Genomic DNA, 16,874 nt, shown 5'->3' with positions numbered 1-16,874 from the left:
CGTCTAAGGTGCGCGCATGTCAATTTGGTCACGTATCACTGCCGCGCTTTCTGCGCTGACTGCCGGGGAAGGGCTCTCTGCGGTATTTGACCGGCTGCAACGCCCGCCGGAACGCTCTGTCGCTTTTACCATCGCGGTCATTGCGCTGGGTGCCAAAATGGCCAAAGCGGACGGGCAGGTGACGCGCGACGAGGTCACCGCGTTTCGCGAGGTTTTTCATATCGCTGCCCAAGATGAAGCCGGTGCGGCGCGTGTTTTCAACCTCGCCCGTCAGGATGTGGCCGGTTTTGAAGATTACGCCGCGCGCATTCAGACTATGTTCGGTGGTCAGCCGGAAACCCTAAAAGACTTGCTTGAAGGCTTGTTTCATATCGCGATGGCAGATGGGTTTTACCATCCCAATGAAAACGCCTTTCTTGAAAGAGTTGCCGCCATTTTCGGCGTGCCAGAAGCGGATTTCAACGCCTTGCGCGTTCGCTTTGCGCCGGACGCACCCCAAGATCCCTATACGGTTCTTGGGGTCTCGCCAGATATGCCTGTTGCGGAAATCCGGCAGGTATTTCGCCGGTTGGTCCGTGAAAACCATCCCGATGCGATGATTGCCCGTGGCGTCCCCGCCGAAGCGATGCAATTGGCGGAAAAGCGTATGGCTGATATCAATCGCGCGTGGGAAGAGATCGAGGGCAAAAGCGCCTGATGCGGATCGCCACCTATAATGTTGAGTGGTTCAATTCTTTGTTTGATGAAAGTGATGCCCTGTGTCGCGACGGTGAGTGGTCGGCGCGCTACAAGATTACACGTGCCGAGCAGGCGGACGCGCTTGGCACCGTGTTTCGGGCGCTGGACGCGGATGCCGTCATGGTCATCGAAGCGCCGGATGCAAGTGCCAAGCGCAGTACTGTCGCCGCCTTGGAACATTTTGCGGATGTCTATGGGCTGCGGTGCCGCGAGGCTGTCATCGGTTTTGCCAATGATACCAAACAGGAAATCGCGCTGATGTATGATCCGGATGTGTTGGCCGCGCGCCACGCACCGCGCCCCGGCACGGCGGATATCCCGCGATTTGACGGAACCTTTGCTATTGATCTCGATATCGACGCCACCGAAGATCTAGTGCAATTTTCCAAGCCGCCGCTTGAGCTTGCCGTGACGACCAAGACGGGTTTTGAGATGCACCTCATCGGAGTGCATCTGAAATCCAAGGCGCCGCATGGCGCGAAGTCGCAAAAAGACATTGCCCGTTTGAGCATCGCGAACAGGCGCAAGCAATTGGCGCAGGCGATCTGGCTGCGTGCACGCATCGACCAGATCGTTGCCGAGGAGACTCCATTAATCGTACTTGGGGATCTGAACGACGGACCCGGGCTTGATGTCTTTGAAGACCTGTTTGGCAAGTCCTCCGTTGAGATCGTACTCGGGGATGCTGAAAAGGGTGCCCTTTTTGATCCTCACGCGAACCGCGCGTTGAGTCATCGGTTGGGGCCGGTGCCGACAACGGCGCGGTTCTGGATTAGGCCGGAGCAAAGGTATTTGCAGGCGCTACTAGACTACGTGATGGTTTCCGAAGACATCCGCGGCTTTCAGCCCAAATGGCGGATCTGGCACCCACTCGACGACCCGCAGTGCTGGCAGGATCCGGTGTTGCGTGACGCGTTGGTAACGGCCTCGGATCATTTCCCGGTAACGGTAGACTTGGGTATATGATCTGTAAAACGGCCGCGAGATGCCCTATATTAAGGGAATGAAGCAGCTTAGCGCATACCTCTTTGCCCTGTCGTTTGTCGCGACGCCCCTTGCGGCGCAGGACGATGCCCCGCCCTCGCTGATGGAACGCGGGGCGCAGCAATTTCTTGAAGGGTTGCTGCAGGAAATGGAACCGGCTCTGGACGGTATGCGGGAATTCATGGACGAAATGGGGCCAGCGATGATGGAGTTGCTGGAAGACGTCAAAGACTGGTCGAACTATGAGCCGCCGGAGGTTCTTGAAAACGGCGATATCATCATCCGTCGCAAGCCAGACCCAACCCCGGTGCCGCCCAAGGTTGCGCCGGAAGATTTGCCACCTCAGATCGAGCTCTAACGCAGTTTCCTCACCTCAACCGAGGCTTCCATCGAGCTTGCAAGTGAAAGCAGTCGCGCCTCGGCCACTTCGCCGAAGAGCGGTAACATGTCCCTTGTCAATTTCAGCTGCAGCAGCTTCTTTTTAGGAAACCAGCGAAGCGTCCCGCGTTCTGCGTCCTGCGTCATCCACAGCATTGCGCCAAATCGCATGGCCTTGCCCAGAATTTCCGCGTCTAATTGGGCTTTTTCATCAATGAGTTCATAGAGATCGGCAAAACGCGTGCCTTCCCTGTTGTTCGAGTAACGATGCAGCAGAGCGAGCCCGAGAAAAACGCGTTCGGAGTGTTTGAGCCCGCCGAGGTTTGCGCGTGTCGCGTTGTCAAAGCAGGTTTCGGCGCGGTAATCCGGATGCGCACGCCAACTGACATCGTGCAAAAGGCAGGCGGCTTTGATCAACCTTTTTCGCGCGGGGTTGGCTGATTTGAAGAGCGGAAGAATAAACGCATACAGCGCCTTGCCAAACCCTGGCATGCGCGCGTCCTTTGCTTCGGCAAAATGGCAGGCTTCGATCAGCGGATCCCGGTCACGCAGACGCTGCGGCATCTGTTCGTAAAGCATGCCTTCGCGGATACCATAGCTGGAAATTGCGATATCTTTGGGCCGGAATTCTTTCACAAGGCGGCGCAGAACTTCCGTTGCCAATGGCACGAGGCTCATCCGGGCTGAAGATATCCCGCAGGCAGCGCGCAACTCATCCAGATCGGATTTTGCGATAAAATCTGCCGTCGCGGTGACCGATCGTGCGGTCATGCGGTATTCGTGCAAAACGTGCAAAGGATACCCGCGCCGGTGCATGTCGACACGCGCGATTGCACGCCACGATCCACCTACCAGAAAAAGGCGGTCGCGCTGATTGCCCATCACCTCTTTGAGTTGGGCAACTGTCTCCCTGATATGCGCCTGTCTGCCTTTTTTGCCGCCCTTGATCTCGCGGAGCTTCAGCGGACCAAGTGAAGAGGTAACGCGACGTCCGACGCGACCTTGGGATATTTCGGCCAGTTCCATTGATGACCCGCCAATGTCGCAGACCAATCCGTATGACCCGGGCCAGCCCAACAGCACCCCTTGCGCGGACAGACGTGCTTCTTCCTCGCCGTCGATCACCCATATGCGTAAACCGGTTTCGCGCAGAACTTCCGCGCAAAAGTCAGCGCCGTCGCTGGCATCGCGCACAGCAGCGGTCGCCACTACAGTCAACGCCGGCAGGCCCATTCCGTTGGCCAGATGCTGGAACCGGCGCAGCGCGTTCAGCGCGCGCACACGGCCCTCTGGGTTCAGCACGCCTGATTTTGACAATCCCGCGCCCAGAGCGCACATGATTTTTTCGTTGTAGAAATACGCGGGGCTGCGTGCCGCGCCGTCAAAGACAACCAGTCTGACCGAATTGGACCCGACATCGACAACGCCGACACGCGCCAGAGCACGGGCGCTTGGATCCTCAAAGAGCGGACGGCCGAAAAATCCGGCGTCGGCGCTTGCGAGGTCTGTTGCAGCGGATTTTTGCGCTATTTCGGTCATGCGTCCGTTTTGGTATTTTGTGGCGCACCCTGTGAAAATTCACGGCGCGGGTCAATCCAACCCGCAAAGATTCTTGTCGTTTAATCGTCGGTGTGGGTCAGTTTCGGAACATCGGATGCGCCGGCAGAGCCGCGACCGGACAAAGACGGGTTTTCCATAAAGAAACGGTGACAGTTGAAGGCAAAAGTACCTTCCTCAACGGGGGGGCGCAAAAAGCTGCCATCTGGCTGCATGACCCAACTTTGCGCCACATCGGCGAGATTTGCGGCCATAATCTGACCGACAATCTGGGCTTTGACCGTGGGGTTTTCCGTTTCCACCAGCGTTTCCACGCGGCGATTGAGGTTCCGCCCCATCCAGTCTGCTGACGAGATGAACACGCGCGCTCTCTTGTGCGGCAGACCATAGCCGTTTCCGAAACACACGATGCGCGAATGCTCCAGGAAACGTCCGACGATGGATTTTACCCGTATATTGTCGCTGAGCCCTTTGACGCCGGGGCGTAACCCGCAGATGCCACGGATCACCAGACTGATCTCGACGCCAGCCTGACTGGCAGCATAGAGCGCGTCGATGACTTCGCTTTCGATCAGCGAGTTCATCTTGGCCCAGATCACCGCAGGTTTGCCGTTGCGTGCATGTTCAGCCTCGGCCGCGATCAGTTCCAACAGCCTTGGCTTCAGTGTAATTGGCGAGATCGCAAGGTTGTCGAGTTTTTCCGGCTGCGCGTAACCCGACAGGTAATTGAATACTTTGGTTGCGTCGCGTCCAAGCTTGTCGTCGCAGGTGAAAAAGGACAAATCGGTATATATCCGCGCCGTGATCGGGTGGTAGTTGCCGGTGCCATAGTGCGTGTAGGTCACCAACTGATTTCCCTCGCGGCGTACAATCGTCGAGATTTTTGCGTGGGTCTTCAGGTCGAGAAACCCATAAACCACGTGCGCCCCGGAGCGTTCCAGCCGGCGTGACTGCCGGATGTTTGCGGCCTCGTCAAAACGCGCCTTAAGCTCGACCAGCGCGGTGACCGATTTGCCGTCTTCAGCTGCTTCGCACAAGGCCTCGACAATCGGGCTGTCTCTGGAGGTTCGGTAAAGCGTTTGCTTGATCGCAACAACCTGCGGATCGCGGGCTGCCTGCTGCAAGAACCGCACAACCATGTCGAAGGTTTCGTATGGATGATGCAACAGCATGTCCTTGTTGCGGATCGCTGCCAGCATATCACCGTCGTGATCGGTAACACGTTCGGGCACACGGGGGGTAAAGTTGGGCCACAACAGATCGGGGCGGGTATCAATCACCAGTTCCTTGAGGTCGGTCATCCCGATCATGCCGTTCAGTTCGATCACCTCATCGGGGTCGACACCAAGCTCTTCCATGATGACCGCTTTCAGCTTTTCCGGAGCGCCCGCTGAATGGGTCATGCGGACTACCTCGCCGCGGCGCCGGCGTTTGAGCGCCACTTCGAATTCCCGCACAAGGTCTTCAGCTTCTTCTTCAACTTCCAGATCGCTGTCGCGCAGCACGCGGAATTCAAAATGGGATTTCAGTTTGTAGCCGGGGAAAAGCTGCGAAATATTCATGACCAACAGCTCTTCGAGCGGCAGAAAACGGTCGTAGCCTTCATCCGACGGCAGCCGGATAAAGCGGTCGATCTGCCCCGGGATAGGCAACAGCGCCTGAAGCGGACGCTTGTCGCGCGTGCGCTCCAGTTGCAAGGCCAGCGCATAGCCTGTGTTGGGGATGAAGGGGAACGGGTGGGCAGGGTCGATGGCCAGCGGCGAGAGAACCGCAAAGACCTGAGTCAGGAATACATCGTCCAAATACGCCAAATCTTGGCGAGAAAGGTTATCGCGGCCCAGCACGTGGATATGCTCGTCGACCATTTCGGTCAGCAAAGCGGTCAGAACGCGCTGCTGCGTATCCATCAACTGGCGGGCGTCCTTGTCGATAAGGGCCAACTGTTCGCTTGGGGTTAACCCGTCCGCCGCCGGTGTTGTATTCCCTGCTTGGGCCAGCTCGCGCAGACCGGCGACGCGTACCGTGTAGAACTCGTCGAGGTTCGCGGCGGAAATTGACAAAAACCGCAGCCGTTCCAGAACAGGTACGCGCGGGTTTTCCGCTTCTTCCAGAACGCGCCAGTTGAACCCCAGCCAACTGAGCTCGCGGTTGAAAAAGCGGGCGGGTCCGGAGATATCCAGATCCGGCATTTCAGCAGGGGTGTTGAACTTGGCGGTGAGAAAGTCGGCGTTGGTCATGCTGGCCTTTTGCGTGGCAATTGTAACGGGAGAGTGACAGTTATCGCGCAGAGCCCCGGTCATTGTCCAGTACTGCGGCCGCTAACGCACGGGTAAGTGGCCGTTTTTGTGCAAGAGATGCAGCATCGAGACGGGCCACCACATCGCGCGCGCTGGCAAAAGAACGATCGATTCGACGGGTCAGATAGGACAAAAGTTCTGGTTTCACGATGATCTGCCGGTCGGCAAAGAGTTTTGCCAGAACTGCGGTCAACAGGGCATCATCCGGCGCATCCAGCGCCACAGACTGCGTGCCTGCAATGCGGCTGACCAGATCCGGCAGGGTCAAGGGCCAGTGCGCAGGCGCGCCTGTGCCGGTCAATAACAGCGCTTGCCCCTCGGCCAGAACGAGGTTGTGCAAATGGAAAAGCGCTGTTTGTCCGGCGCGATCGTCCATTAGGTCTGGCACATCTTCGACTGCGACAGGGCTGCGTGCCAGTTCGGGCACGTCGGCGCTTGCCAATGCCGATGCCGGCACGACTGTCGCCTCGCTGAGCGTGGCCCAGACGTGCGTGAGATGGGTCTTGCCCGCACCAGCAGGCCCGTGAAGCACAAGTTTACGGTTTGGCCAGTCTTGCCAGTTTTCTATCAGGGCAACCGCCATCGCATTCGAGGGCGCGACCATGAAGTCCGCACGGCCCAGAGCCGAGACGCCGGGCAGGTCAAATCCGAGTTGTTCGGCCATTTCAGAGGTGGTCCTGTCCGGAACTGCCTTTGTAGAGGAGAGAGGATTTATATTTGTCCACGGCAAATCGCGCGATGACACCAAGCGCTGCTGCCATCGGTACGGCGACCAGCATACCGACAAAGCCGAACAGCGCACCGAACACCGAAAGTGCGAGGATCAGCCATACCGGATGCAACCCGACTGAATCGCCAACCAGTTTGGGGGTAAGAAAGTTGCCCTCAATCATCTGTCCCAACACAAAGATACCAGCCACAAGGCCGATGTGCAGCCATTCGCCCCAGAACTGGAACAAGGCGAGACCGATGGCCAGAACGCCTCCGATGAGCGCCCCGAGGTAAGGGATGAATGTTACAATTCCGGCGATAAAGCCCACGACCAGCCCGAATTGCAGGCCGACCAGCATAAGTGCGATGGCGTAGTAGGTGCCCAGAACAAGGCACACCGTTCCCATTCCGCGTATGAAAGCGGCGAGGGTTTCGTCGATATCGCGGGCCAGTTTGCGGATCGTGGGCGCGTGGTCACGTGGCAGCAGGCCGTCGATCTTGGCCACCATGTTGTCCCAATCAAGCAGAAGATACACCGACACCACCGGCACGATGACCAGAAGTACCAGCACGTTGATCAGCGAAGCCGCCGAGGTCAGGGCTGTTTCAAGAAGCTCGGCGCCGCGGCTCTGAATCGTTTCGCCGACTGTATGGATCGACTGCCGCAAGGTTGATCGATCATCCAGCAGCGTGGGAAATCTCTCGGTCAGAAAGCTGGTGATGTTTTGGGTATACTCCGGAGCCGCATTAACCAGCTGTAGGGCCTGATTGACCAGCGTGGGTACAACCAGCAGCGCCAGCACGACAAAAAGCAGAACGCCCAGCAAGGTGATGACAGCTGTCGCCGCGACGCGACTAAGCCCCATTTTTTCCAGCCGGTCTGCGACCGGATCGAGGAAATACGCGATAGCACCGCCAAGGACGAAGGGGAGAAGCTGATTGCCGAGAAACCAAAGCACGACAAGGAATACGACCGTCGCGCCGCCCCAGTATGCCAGTTGTTCTCGGACGGGCAGCGCCATCGTCGTTCTCCGTTCTGCTTTTGTATTCACATTGCCTATTGCGCCCGCGCTTTCAAGAGCCAGCGGGTAAAATAGCCGCGGGCCCGGATACTGGGGCGCGGATTGATGATTGCGGGGCCAGACGCTTTGGCCTAATCAGTCAGCGACTTGCACCAAAGAGGACGTCCCATGCGTTTGAGCCGCTATTTCCTGCCTGTGCTGCGCGAGAACCCAGCAGAAGCGCAGATTGTAAGCCACCGACTGATGCTGCGCGCGGGCATGATCAAGCAAAATGCCGCCGGCATATATTCGTGGTTGCCACTGGGCTTTAAGGTGCTGCGCAAGCTGGAAAACATCGTGCATGAGGAACAGATCCGCGCCGGTCACATTCCAATGCTGATGCCAACTCTGCAGTCTGCGGATTTGTGGCGTGAAAGCGGACGCTACGATGCCTATGGCCCTGAAATGCTGCGTATTCGCGACCGGCAGGATCGGGACATGCTTTATGGGCCTACGAACGAAGAGATGATCACAGATATCTTCCGCAGCCACGTCGGCAGCTACAAGGATTTGCCGATGACGCTCTACCACATCCAGTGGAAGTTCCGCGACGAGATGCGGCCGCGCTTTGGGGTGATGCGGGGCCGCGAATTCTTTATGAAAGACGGCTATAACTTTGATCTGACCAAAGAAGACGCCTTACACGCTTACAACCGGCACCTTGTCAGCTACCTGCGCACATATGAGCGGATGGGGCTTCAGGCGATTCCGATGCGCGCCGACAGCGGCCCGATTGGCGGGGATGACACACATGAATTCCTCGTGCTGGCGGAAACGGGCGAGTCAGAAGTCTTTTACGACAGCAAGGTGACTGAGCTTACCTTTGGTGATCGTGATATCGATTATGATGATGTCGCGCAGTGCCAGTCTATCATGGAAGAATTCACCAATCTGTATGCGCGGACCGACGAAACCCACGATGCAGAGGCCTTTGACGCCATCCCCAAGGAACGCCAGCGTACCGCGCGCGGTATTGAGGTGGGGCAGATTTTCTATTTCGGGACAAAATATTCCGACGCGATGGGGGCCACCGTGCAGGGACCGGATGGCAAGCCCACGCCGGTGCATATGGGCAGCCACGGCATTGGGGTGAGCCGGTTGGTGGGCGCCATTATCGAGGCGAGCCATGACGACAACGGCATCATCTGGCCCGAAGGTGTCACCCCGTTCCACTGTGGCATCGTCAATCTCAAGCAGGGCGACGAAGAGGCGGATGCCGCTTGTGATGCGCTTTACGCATCGCTGAAGGCTGCGGGGCTGGACCCGCTTTATGACGACAGAAACGAGCGGGCAGGCGGTAAATTTGCCACGATGGACCTGATCGGTCTGCCTTGGCGGATCACTGTCGGACCGCGCGGTTTGAAAAACGGCGTCGTGGAACTGACCAGCCGAAGATCCGGTGTCAGCGCCGAGTTGCCGCCAGAGCAGGCCGTTGAAAAGCTGGTGAAAATCTACGCGGCGCACCGGGTGAGCGGAAATCTGTAAATCTGCGGTCCCGACAACTTGCGGCATTGTTTTTTGCTGAAGCTTTGGTAGCTTGGTGTTCGTGCCACCGGGGGGTGAGCAGGAGCAGACGATGTTCATCCGCACGATTGTGCTGGTCGCAGGTTTGTCCGGTGCCTTAGGCGCCGCGCAGTTTCCGGCCTTTTCCCAACAATACATGCAACGCTTGGGCGGCGCCGTTGATGCACTGGCTGTGGTCGTGGCAAATTTTGACGCATCAGCCAAGGCGGTCGGTCTGACCCGCAATGACGCGTTGGCGCAAATGAACGGAACACCCTTCATGGACCGCAGGCGCGCCGATATGCGTGAAAGCATCGCGCGCCATGCAGCATTGAGCGAAGATCTGGCGGTGCTTGAGGGGCAGGGACCTTTCATGCGCGCCTACCATGCGAGCCGCTTTACCGACCCTCAGATCGCACGCGGTGCGCTGAGGGCCTTCGAGCCAGCCCTGCCGCTGACATTGGCCACCGGGCTGTTTGCTGCATTCGGGTTCGTCATCGTCGGAGGCAGTGCGGCCTTTCTGGCGTCTTTCGTCCGGGTGCGACCGCGCCCGCAGCCATTGCCTGCTTGACCCTGCCGGCGCAACGTACCAGTTTGCGCGCAGGTTCATTTCGGGATTTGCATGGCGTCCACACCTCCTCCTTTTGCTGCGTTCGAGTGGATGATCGCGTGGCGCTACCTGCGCGCGCGGCGCGCAGAGGGCGGTGTCAGCACAATGACGTGGATCAGCCTGATCGGCATCACGCTCGCTGTGTTTGCGCTCATCGCTACCTTGTCTGTCCGGTCCGGCTTTCGGGCAGAGTTCGTGGGCACGATCCTGGGTGCGAACGCGCATGTCACGGTCTATGCCATTGGTGATGTCCGCGCGAACGGGCAGATCGACCGCTCGATCACCGATTTTGATGCGCTGCGCGAAAGAGTGTCGGCGGTGCCCGGTGTAACGCGCGCGGCTCCCCTGATCCGTGGGCAGGTGCTGGGCTCCAAAGATGGGCGTAATGCAGGCATTGAGGTTTTTGGCATCAGTCCGGAAAACCTTGCCAGCCTGCCCGCCATTGCCGCACCCGAGATCTATTCCGGCGACATTGGCAGGTTTTCCGAAGGTATCGCTTTGGGCTCCGGCGTGGCGCGCGAGCTTGGCGCGCGCGTCGGCGACAGCGTGAAACTGATCTCGCCCGACGGGGTCAAAACTGCCTTTGGCACGTCGCCGCGCGTGAATGCCTATGAGGTGGTCTATATCTTTTCTGCCGGCCGCTATGACATAGACAGGGTCCGGGCGTATCTGCCTTTTGAAGAGGCGCAAAGCTACTTCAACCGCGAAGGCACGGCGGACGAGTTGGAAGTCATGGTTGATGACCCGGAACGCATCCGCGCGATGGAGCCTGCATTGCTTCAGGCCGCAGGCCCCGGCTCCCAGATCTGGACGTGGCAGGACGCGTCAGGCGGTTTTCTGCGCGCACTGGAAGTCGAAGACAACGTGATGTTTATTATCCTGTCCATTCTCGTCCTGATCGCCGCGATGAATATCGTCTCGGGACTGATCATGCTGGTCAAGAACAAGGGGCGCGATATCGGCATATTGCGTACGATGGGGCTGAGCGAAGGCTCGGTTCTGCGGATTTTCTTTATTTGCGGTGCATTCACAGGGGTGATTGGGACCTTGGCGGGCGTCATTCTCGGGTCGCTTTTCGCGATATATATCGATCCGATTTTCTCGCTGGTGAACGTGCTGATGGGCGGCGGCGTCTGGGACCCGTCGATCCGTGGCATTTACGCGTTGCCCGCACAGTTGCACCTTGCCGATGTGCTGTCTGCGATGGCGTTGTCGCTGGGCTTGTCCTTTGTGGTCACTATCTTTCCGGCGCGCCGAGCGGCCCGCATGAACCCGGTAGAGGCCCTGCGGTATGAGTGATGCGGTGCTGCAACTCGACGGGATCGAGAAAGTGTACAACAAGGGCGCCCCGAACGAGGTTTCGGTCTTGCGGGGTGTGAACCTGCACGTGGCCAAAGGCGAGGTTGTAGCACTGGTCGCCCCGTCGGGTGCTGGCAAATCGACGCTGTTGCACATTGCCGGACTTTTGGATGTGCCAAACGCAGGGACGGTCGCCATCAGCGGCGATGACATGACTGGCCTGAGTGATGGGCGACGCACCGCTGCGCGGCGGCAAGATATTGGCTTTATCTATCAGTTCCATCACCTGTTGCCGGAGTTTTCTGCCCTTGAAAACGTGCTTTTGCCACAGCTTGCCAACGGCGCGTCGCGCAGCAAAGCGCAGTTGCGCGCGCAAACACTGCTGGAAAGCGTGGGAGTAGGGGCGCGCGCAGACCATCGGCCTGCGGCGCTGTCAGGCGGCGAACAACAACGTGTGGCCTTTTGCAGGGCCTTGGCCAACGCACCACGCCTGCTGCTGGCGGATGAACCCACGGGCAACCTTGACCCGTCCACTTCGGACACGGTCTTTGACGCCCTGATGTCACTGGTCCGGAGCACGGGCCTTTCGGCGCTGATCGCGACCCACAACCTTGAGTTGGCGGCGCGTATGGACAGGCAAATTCGCCTAGACGCGGGTCAATTGCACGCTTTATGACGTGTGTCCGAGCGCAGGCGTAAAGAACGCGCGCAGAGTTTCGAGGAAACCATGGGAAAAAATCATTCGCTTGACGAGATTGAAAAGCTGACGCGCCAAGCACTGGCAGCGCACGGTGCGGCCCCCTTCGCCGCAGCCGAGGTCGCGCGCGCTGTGCGTGTGGCTGAAGGCTACGGCAATCGGATTTGCGGCCTTTACTATGTCGAGAGTTATTGTTTGCAGTTGCAAACCGGACGTGTCGATGGCGGCGTGACACCAAAGGTCGGCAGACCACGTCCCGGCTTGGTCGAAGTGGATGCAGGTTACGGGTTTGCGCAACCGGCATTCTCGCGTGCCCTTGTACCAGCGTTGGAAGCGGCGCGGGAAAACGGCACAGCTACGTTGGCCGTTTCGCACGCCCATACCTGCACTTCGTTAGGATACTTCACTGAACAAATCGCGATGGCGGGGCTGATCGGGATCGGGTTCACCAATGCCTCGCCCATCGTCGCGGCGCCGGGCGGCAAGACCCGCGTCATTGGAACAAACCCGATTGCGTTTTCTGTGCCGGATGGTGCGGGCGGGATTGCGATGCAGTTTGACCAGTCGACGACGACCGTTGCCTTGGGAAAGATCACGATGGCCAAGGCCATGGGGCAACCGATCCCTCTTGGCTGGGCGCTGGATCAAAACGGTGATCCAACGACGGACCCGGACGCTGCTTTGCAGGGATCGCTGGTTTCAATGGGGGGCTACAAAGGCTGGGGATTTGGCCTGATGGCGGAAATTCTCGCCGCTGGCATGACGGGTTCTGTGCTGTCGCGCGATGTCAAGCCGCTGAAGTTACCTGACGGGCCACCGCATGATCTTGGCCAGTTTTACATCCTGATCGACCCCGGAGCTTCGGATTCCTTTTACAAGCGCATATCCGCGCTTGCTGACACTGCGTCGCAGGATGAAGACGCCCGTATGCCGGGTCAGAAGCGCCGCATGATGGATACCGTCGAGGTCGCGGATCAGGTATGGCAACGGCTGGAAGAACTGGCGCAGGGGCCTAAACCCGCTGGGTCATAAAAATGCCGGCCGCCATCAATGCAATACCGATCGCGCGGGTCGGTTCCAGCGGGCTGATGCGGGCGCCGAACAATCCGAAATGATCGATTGCAGCGGCGCTGATCAACTGGCCCAGCAGCACGAAAAAGACAGCATTTCCAATGCCGAAGTGCGGCGCGATGTAAGTAATGGTCAGCACATAAAAGGCGATCAAGACCCCTGCCAGCAGCAGATGCTTTGGCGCCTCGGTCACACGCGTCAGCGCGGCGGGGCCGGTCACAAGCACCACCACGGCACAAGAGCAAAACGCCACGACGAATAACACCAGCGCAGCCGCTGCAGGTGACCCGATCCGTATACCCAACGCGGCGTTCAGTGCCGCAAGCAGCGGGATGCCGATCCCCGCCAAAAGCATGATGAAAGCATACTGCGCCATTGAAATCCCTCGTCGGTGGTGCCTGTGCAAACCATGGCCGCGCATTACCGGTTCGGCAAGACTATGATGATAAACTTGTTGCAACTGCAGACGCAATAACGAGGAATTCATGCGCCATCTGATGCTCGCGGCTTTTGCGCCCGTGATCCTGTTGCTGACCGCCTGCGGGTTCGACCGCCCGGCGTCGCGTGGTGCTGTGTTGTATCTGGAAAACTGTGCGATCTGTCACGGCGGCGATGGGCGCGGGGGCGGCGGTGCCAATGTCGCAGGGTTGAGTAAAACGCCCATCGATCTGACAACACTTGGTACTGGAAACGGCGGCGGATTCCCATCTCTCCTGATCATAGACACAATGTCGGGCTATGCCGCAGGCACACATGCGGGCCGCCGAATGACGCCCTTTGCGGCGTTGACGTCAGATACCCGGCGCCGGGTGAAAACCAGCGACGGGCGCAAACGCATCCCGGCGCCACAAGCCGATCTTTTGGCCTATCTCGAAACACTTCAGCGGGATTGATCAGCTGCAGATGCCGTTCAGTTCGACACCTTCCCACGGCAAACCGACGGCGTAGGTGCGCGCCTCTGGCAGGGGTTGCACAGGCAGTGCTTGAGAAATCAGCCCGTGCAGCCGTTGTGTTCGGGGTGCCGCCGGGTCCAGTGCGCGACAGCACACGAACTCTTCCATGATCGCGCCCTGCTGTTCGAAACCGAATTCGGAAAATTGCCTTTCCTCTTCCAGATCAAAGAGATAGGGGTCGCGCGCGCCGTTGTGTTCAAACGCGGCGCGCAGCGGCGTATAGCCCGTGGTGCGCCGGTTCTGCCATTGCCAGACATGCACCAGTTCATGGGCAAACAGCATCGCTGCGATCAGCCCGATCTGGTCGGGGTATTCGGGCAGATAGTCGTCAAGGTACCAGTCCTCGTCGAACAGCACGTGATTGAACAGGGCCACGGCTGCCGGTTTGGAGGTGACGACCTTTTCGGTGATGGGCGGCAGGATCCGTTCGCGGCAGGTCACCCGGGGGCGGGCAGGCCTGCGGAAAGTGACCGCGCGGGTGGGTGCGCCGTCGACGATGCGCACCTTGGAGACGTCGATGGAGTCGCCATAGATCGTCCGGGCATAGGCGGTTTCCGTGTCCGTCATCGGGCGGCCACACGCCGCGAGGATCATCATCACTGCCAGACCGAAATACCGCATTCCCTATCAGTGCCGAAACCGGCCAAGGCAATCAAGCGGACAATCGAGTGTCGCAGAAAATTGATCGATATCAGAGCGCGGGCTGGCGGCCTGTGCCAGCATGGGTCAGGTTGCACATGGAGGTGAGCATGCACATCAAGACGACAGCAGCCCTTGTGGCATTGACGATCGCGGGGCCGTTGGCCGCGCAGGACGCGGCACTGGGGTCCGAGCTTTACACGCGGCACTGCGCGACCTGTCACGGGCTTGAAGCCAAGGGTAACGGCCCGATGGCTCCGGTTCTGGTCTTGCAACCACCGGACCTGACGGCCTTGACCGAAAAATACGACGGGGTCTTTCCAATCGAGCGGATCGTGATGCGGATCGACGGGCGCGACCCGCTGGTGAGTCACGGGTCTCCGATGCCGGTCTATGGTGATTTCTTCGACGGCGACGAACTGATCCTGAAGGCCGAGACAGGCCAGCCGGTGCTGACGTCGCGCCCCATAGCCGACCTAATGGCCTATCTGGAAGGGCTGCAGGAGTGATCATCAGAACCTGACGCCAGCGTGCGCGCAACAGCACCGTACGGGCAGGTTGTGCACCGGGATGAAAGACACCCGAGGCCCTGTAAAACAAAGGTTTTCGCGCTGTCGGTACCCAGTCGGTATGACGTCGGTATTGCGTCGGCGCGCGCATAGGTTTTGGGCCGCCTGCGGCCCGAATTTAACCGCGCTTTCACGATTGTTATGTGCGGATGAATGCGGCGCACGCATGTTACAGGGCGGGCACGGGCTGGTGAAAAAGGGTGATGGCTGCGGCCCTTTTTGTGTCAGACCACGCGGCTTATCTCTTTTTCATCATCGCGGGGGCAGACCTCGCGGAATGCACCGCAGGCCGGACGCGTCTGCCCGGAAAGGAGAACTGAAATGGCAAAAGTCATCATCCCCACCGTCGTCGGTTTCATGTCGATGATGGGTGTCTGGGTCGCCTTTGATGCGGTCCACACGGTGGTCATGTAACCCCCCTCGCATGACCCCAACGCGCCGCGGCGGTTCCCTGCCTTTTCGCCGCGGCGCTTTCCCTCGCGTTAACTTTCGTTAACAGCTTTCGAAATCCTATGTCATAGTGCGCTCATTCATTTAGGAAAAAGGGAGGCAACTATGGCCTATATGACAATGAGTAATTGGACCACGACCGAGTGGAATGACGATTTGGAAGCAATCGCGCGCGACAAATACGTGCCGATGATTATGGCCATGGGGGCAGATGCCGTAAAGATGGTCCGCACGGGCGACAAGAGCTTTACCGTGATGACCCACTACAAGGACGAGGCGACCGCCACGGCCGCGGCAGAAAAGATCGCCGCCATCCGTTCCGAGGCCGCCGAAGAGTTGCCGATGTCCATGGATACCTCCATGGCCGGTCCTGTGTTTGCGGGCAGTTAACCGAAAGCGCGGAATGCAGGGGCGGCCTGTTCGATATGGAGCGCCCCTGTCCACCGCCCCCGATGCAAACGCGGTCGGGAGTTTCCTTTGCCGTAGGTTGCAGGGGTCAGGCGGGTCACCTTGCCGTTGGGCAGGCGGACCTTCCATTGCGGGAAAGACCCTGACTGGTACCGTGCCGCCCGGCCAGACCACTTGCACAACGGGCAGGGCGGTGTGGCCATCTGCGTCTGTGGGCTCCAGAAGGCTGGCAAGGGTCACCCCGCCGAAGATCAGGGCAAGCCCCAAGGGGACCGCGATGAAAAGGGCGCGCAAGGCTTTCATGGGGGATGGACGCCCGGCAGTGGTGCGAGTTTGTAACGGGATGTGGGTGTTTCGGGCACAAGGCGCGTTGGTCGGGGATAGGTCTGGGCCGCGCCCGTCGGGGCGCCGCCCGTTCGAAGGGGCAAACATCCGCTGACTGCTTTCTTTATCCTGTCTTATCCTCGGGCCGGAGGGCGTTTTGCATCGGAGGAGGTTGCGCATGCGATACTCGGCACATTTTGCCCTGCGGAAAGCCCAGCAGGACGATTGAGGCCGGAACGGGCGCCGCACAGGGGCACGCAGTGCGTCCTGCCTGTGCGGAGAGGGCCGGTGGTTGGGCAGAGCTGATGAGGCAGCCAGTTAACACGACAAGCCGCGAACGGGCGAAGCCTTTGGCGCGGCGACGAAGCGGCACATCAGAACCGCGCCCGACCTCGGGCCTGAGGGCGTGGTGCAAACTGTCCGGTAGACAGTTTGAGGCTGAAGCGGTTCGCAGAACATTGGAGGCATGAAACGCGCGCGCCGGTCGCACCAGAGGTGCGCTGTTTTGTTCTGGCACCCTCTGGCGTGACGGGGGAGGGTGAGACCTTTCTCGGAAACCTTCCAGTGGAAGGTTTTAAGGTCGAACGGGCGGAGCCTTTGCAGACTCGATGTGAAACAGCGGATC

General features: G+C 59.2%; 18 protein-coding genes. 11 read left to right on the top strand and 7 right to left on the bottom strand.

Going from position 1 to position 16,874, the window contains the following annotated elements; genetic code table 11:
• Window positions 1-16: 16 nt before the first annotated feature.
• Genes AC2D8V_RS10275 through AC2D8V_RS10265 form a run of 3 tightly spaced genes read left to right on the top strand, consistent with a single transcriptional unit; the run spans window position 17 to window position 2,080 of the window.
• The gene (locus tag AC2D8V_RS10275; protein WP_484733432.1) at window positions 17-697 is read left to right on the top strand and encodes a TerB family tellurite resistance protein; all 681 of its coding nucleotides are present in this window, start codon (window positions 17-19) and stop codon (window positions 695-697) included.
• A complete protein-coding gene (locus tag AC2D8V_RS10270; RefSeq protein WP_484733895.1) occupies window positions 697-1,704 on the top strand; it encodes an endonuclease/exonuclease/phosphatase family protein in 1,008 nt (335 codons plus the stop codon). Before AC2D8V_RS10275 ends, AC2D8V_RS10270 begins: the two co-directional genes overlap by 1 nt.
• A gap of 37 nt (window positions 1,705-1,741) precedes the next feature.
• Window positions 1,742-2,080, top strand: coding sequence for a hypothetical protein (locus AC2D8V_RS10265; protein ID WP_484733431.1), 339 nt, complete (start codon window positions 1,742-1,744; stop codon window positions 2,078-2,080).
• Here the strand turns inward: AC2D8V_RS10265 and AC2D8V_RS10260 are convergent.
• From AC2D8V_RS10260 to AC2D8V_RS10245, 4 genes are all read right to left on the bottom strand, one after another.
• Window positions 2,077-3,639: a Ppx/GppA family phosphatase gene (locus AC2D8V_RS10260; RefSeq protein WP_484733430.1), complete on the bottom strand. Its 1,563-nt coding sequence runs from the start codon at window positions 3,637-3,639 to the stop codon at window positions 2,077-2,079. The genes AC2D8V_RS10265 and AC2D8V_RS10260 overlap by 4 nt on opposite strands.
• An 80-nt stretch (window positions 3,640-3,719) precedes the next feature.
• Window positions 3,720-5,894, bottom strand: coding sequence for an RNA degradosome polyphosphate kinase (locus tag AC2D8V_RS10255; protein WP_484733429.1), 2,175 nt, complete (start codon window positions 5,892-5,894; stop codon window positions 3,720-3,722).
• A 40-nt stretch (window positions 5,895-5,934) separates the two neighbouring features.
• Entirely contained in the window at window positions 5,935-6,618 is a 684-nt protein-coding gene (locus tag AC2D8V_RS10250) for an HdaA/DnaA family protein (RefSeq protein ID WP_484733428.1), read from the bottom strand.
• Between the two features lies 1 nt (window position 6,619).
• On the bottom strand, window positions 6,620-7,687 hold the full coding sequence (locus tag AC2D8V_RS10245) for an AI-2E family transporter (RefSeq protein WP_484733427.1): 1,068 nt from the start codon (window positions 7,685-7,687) through the stop codon (window positions 6,620-6,622).
• A 168-nt stretch (window positions 7,688-7,855) separates the two neighbouring features.
• Between AC2D8V_RS10245 and proS the strand changes: the two genes are divergently transcribed.
• The 5 genes from proS (at window position 7,856) to AC2D8V_RS10220 (ending at window position 12,867) form a co-directional block, all read left to right on the top strand.
• A complete protein-coding gene (proS, locus tag AC2D8V_RS10240; protein ID WP_484733426.1) occupies window positions 7,856-9,211 on the top strand; it encodes a proline--tRNA ligase in 1,356 nt (451 codons plus the stop codon).
• A gap of 91 nt (window positions 9,212-9,302) precedes the next feature.
• Window positions 9,303-9,800 (top strand): DUF2937 family protein, encoded by a 498-nt coding sequence (locus tag AC2D8V_RS10235; RefSeq protein ID WP_484733425.1) that lies wholly within the window; start codon window positions 9,303-9,305, stop codon window positions 9,798-9,800.
• 51 nt (window positions 9,801-9,851) lie between these two features.
• Window positions 9,852-11,138 (top strand): lipoprotein-releasing ABC transporter permease subunit, encoded by a 1,287-nt coding sequence (locus tag AC2D8V_RS10230; protein WP_484733424.1) that lies wholly within the window; start codon window positions 9,852-9,854, stop codon window positions 11,136-11,138.
• The gene (locus tag AC2D8V_RS10225) at window positions 11,131-11,814 is read left to right on the top strand and encodes an ABC transporter ATP-binding protein (RefSeq protein WP_484733423.1); all 684 of its coding nucleotides are present in this window, start codon (window positions 11,131-11,133) and stop codon (window positions 11,812-11,814) included. Before AC2D8V_RS10230 ends, AC2D8V_RS10225 begins: the two co-directional genes overlap by 8 nt.
• 51 nt (window positions 11,815-11,865) lie before the next feature.
• A complete protein-coding gene (locus AC2D8V_RS10220; protein WP_484733422.1) occupies window positions 11,866-12,867 on the top strand; it encodes an Ldh family oxidoreductase in 1,002 nt (333 codons plus the stop codon).
• Here AC2D8V_RS10220 and AC2D8V_RS10215 read toward each other — a convergent pair.
• The gene (locus tag AC2D8V_RS10215; RefSeq protein ID WP_484733421.1) at window positions 12,848-13,282 is read right to left on the bottom strand and encodes a DMT family transporter; all 435 of its coding nucleotides are present in this window, start codon (window positions 13,280-13,282) and stop codon (window positions 12,848-12,850) included. The two genes, AC2D8V_RS10220 and AC2D8V_RS10215, sit on opposite strands and share 20 nt — an antisense overlap.
• Window positions 13,283-13,391: 109 nt before the next feature.
• On the opposite strand from AC2D8V_RS10215, the gene AC2D8V_RS10210 reads away from it, so the two are divergent.
• On the top strand, window positions 13,392-13,799 hold the full coding sequence (locus AC2D8V_RS10210) for a c-type cytochrome (protein WP_484733420.1): 408 nt from the start codon (window positions 13,392-13,394) through the stop codon (window positions 13,797-13,799).
• Here AC2D8V_RS10210 and AC2D8V_RS10205 read toward each other — a convergent pair whose 3' ends face one another.
• Complete coding sequence (locus AC2D8V_RS10205) at window positions 13,800-14,480, bottom strand: hypothetical protein (RefSeq protein ID WP_484733419.1); 681 nt, start codon at window positions 14,478-14,480, stop codon at window positions 13,800-13,802.
• A gap of 128 nt (window positions 14,481-14,608) precedes the next feature.
• Between AC2D8V_RS10205 and AC2D8V_RS10200 the strand changes: the two genes are divergently transcribed.
• Window positions 14,609-15,007: a c-type cytochrome gene (locus tag AC2D8V_RS10200; protein WP_484733418.1), complete on the top strand. Its 399-nt coding sequence runs from the start codon at window positions 14,609-14,611 to the stop codon at window positions 15,005-15,007.
• Between the two features lie 615 nt (window positions 15,008-15,622).
• On the top strand, window positions 15,623-15,907 hold the full coding sequence (locus AC2D8V_RS10195; RefSeq protein WP_484733417.1) for a hypothetical protein: 285 nt from the start codon (window positions 15,623-15,625) through the stop codon (window positions 15,905-15,907).
• Here AC2D8V_RS10195 and AC2D8V_RS10190 read toward each other — a convergent pair.
• Window positions 15,904-16,128 carry a hypothetical protein gene (locus AC2D8V_RS10190; protein ID WP_484733416.1) on the bottom strand — a complete coding sequence of 75 codons (225 nt, stop codon included), beginning with the start codon at window positions 16,126-16,128 and terminating at the stop codon, window positions 15,904-15,906. The two genes, AC2D8V_RS10195 and AC2D8V_RS10190, sit on opposite strands and share 4 nt — an antisense overlap.
• Window positions 16,129-16,874 lie beyond the last annotated feature (746 nt).

The sequence above is a fragment of the Roseobacter sp. YIN89 genome (assembly GCF_057219365.1).
This window is presented reverse-complemented; position numbering and strand designations above follow the sequence as displayed.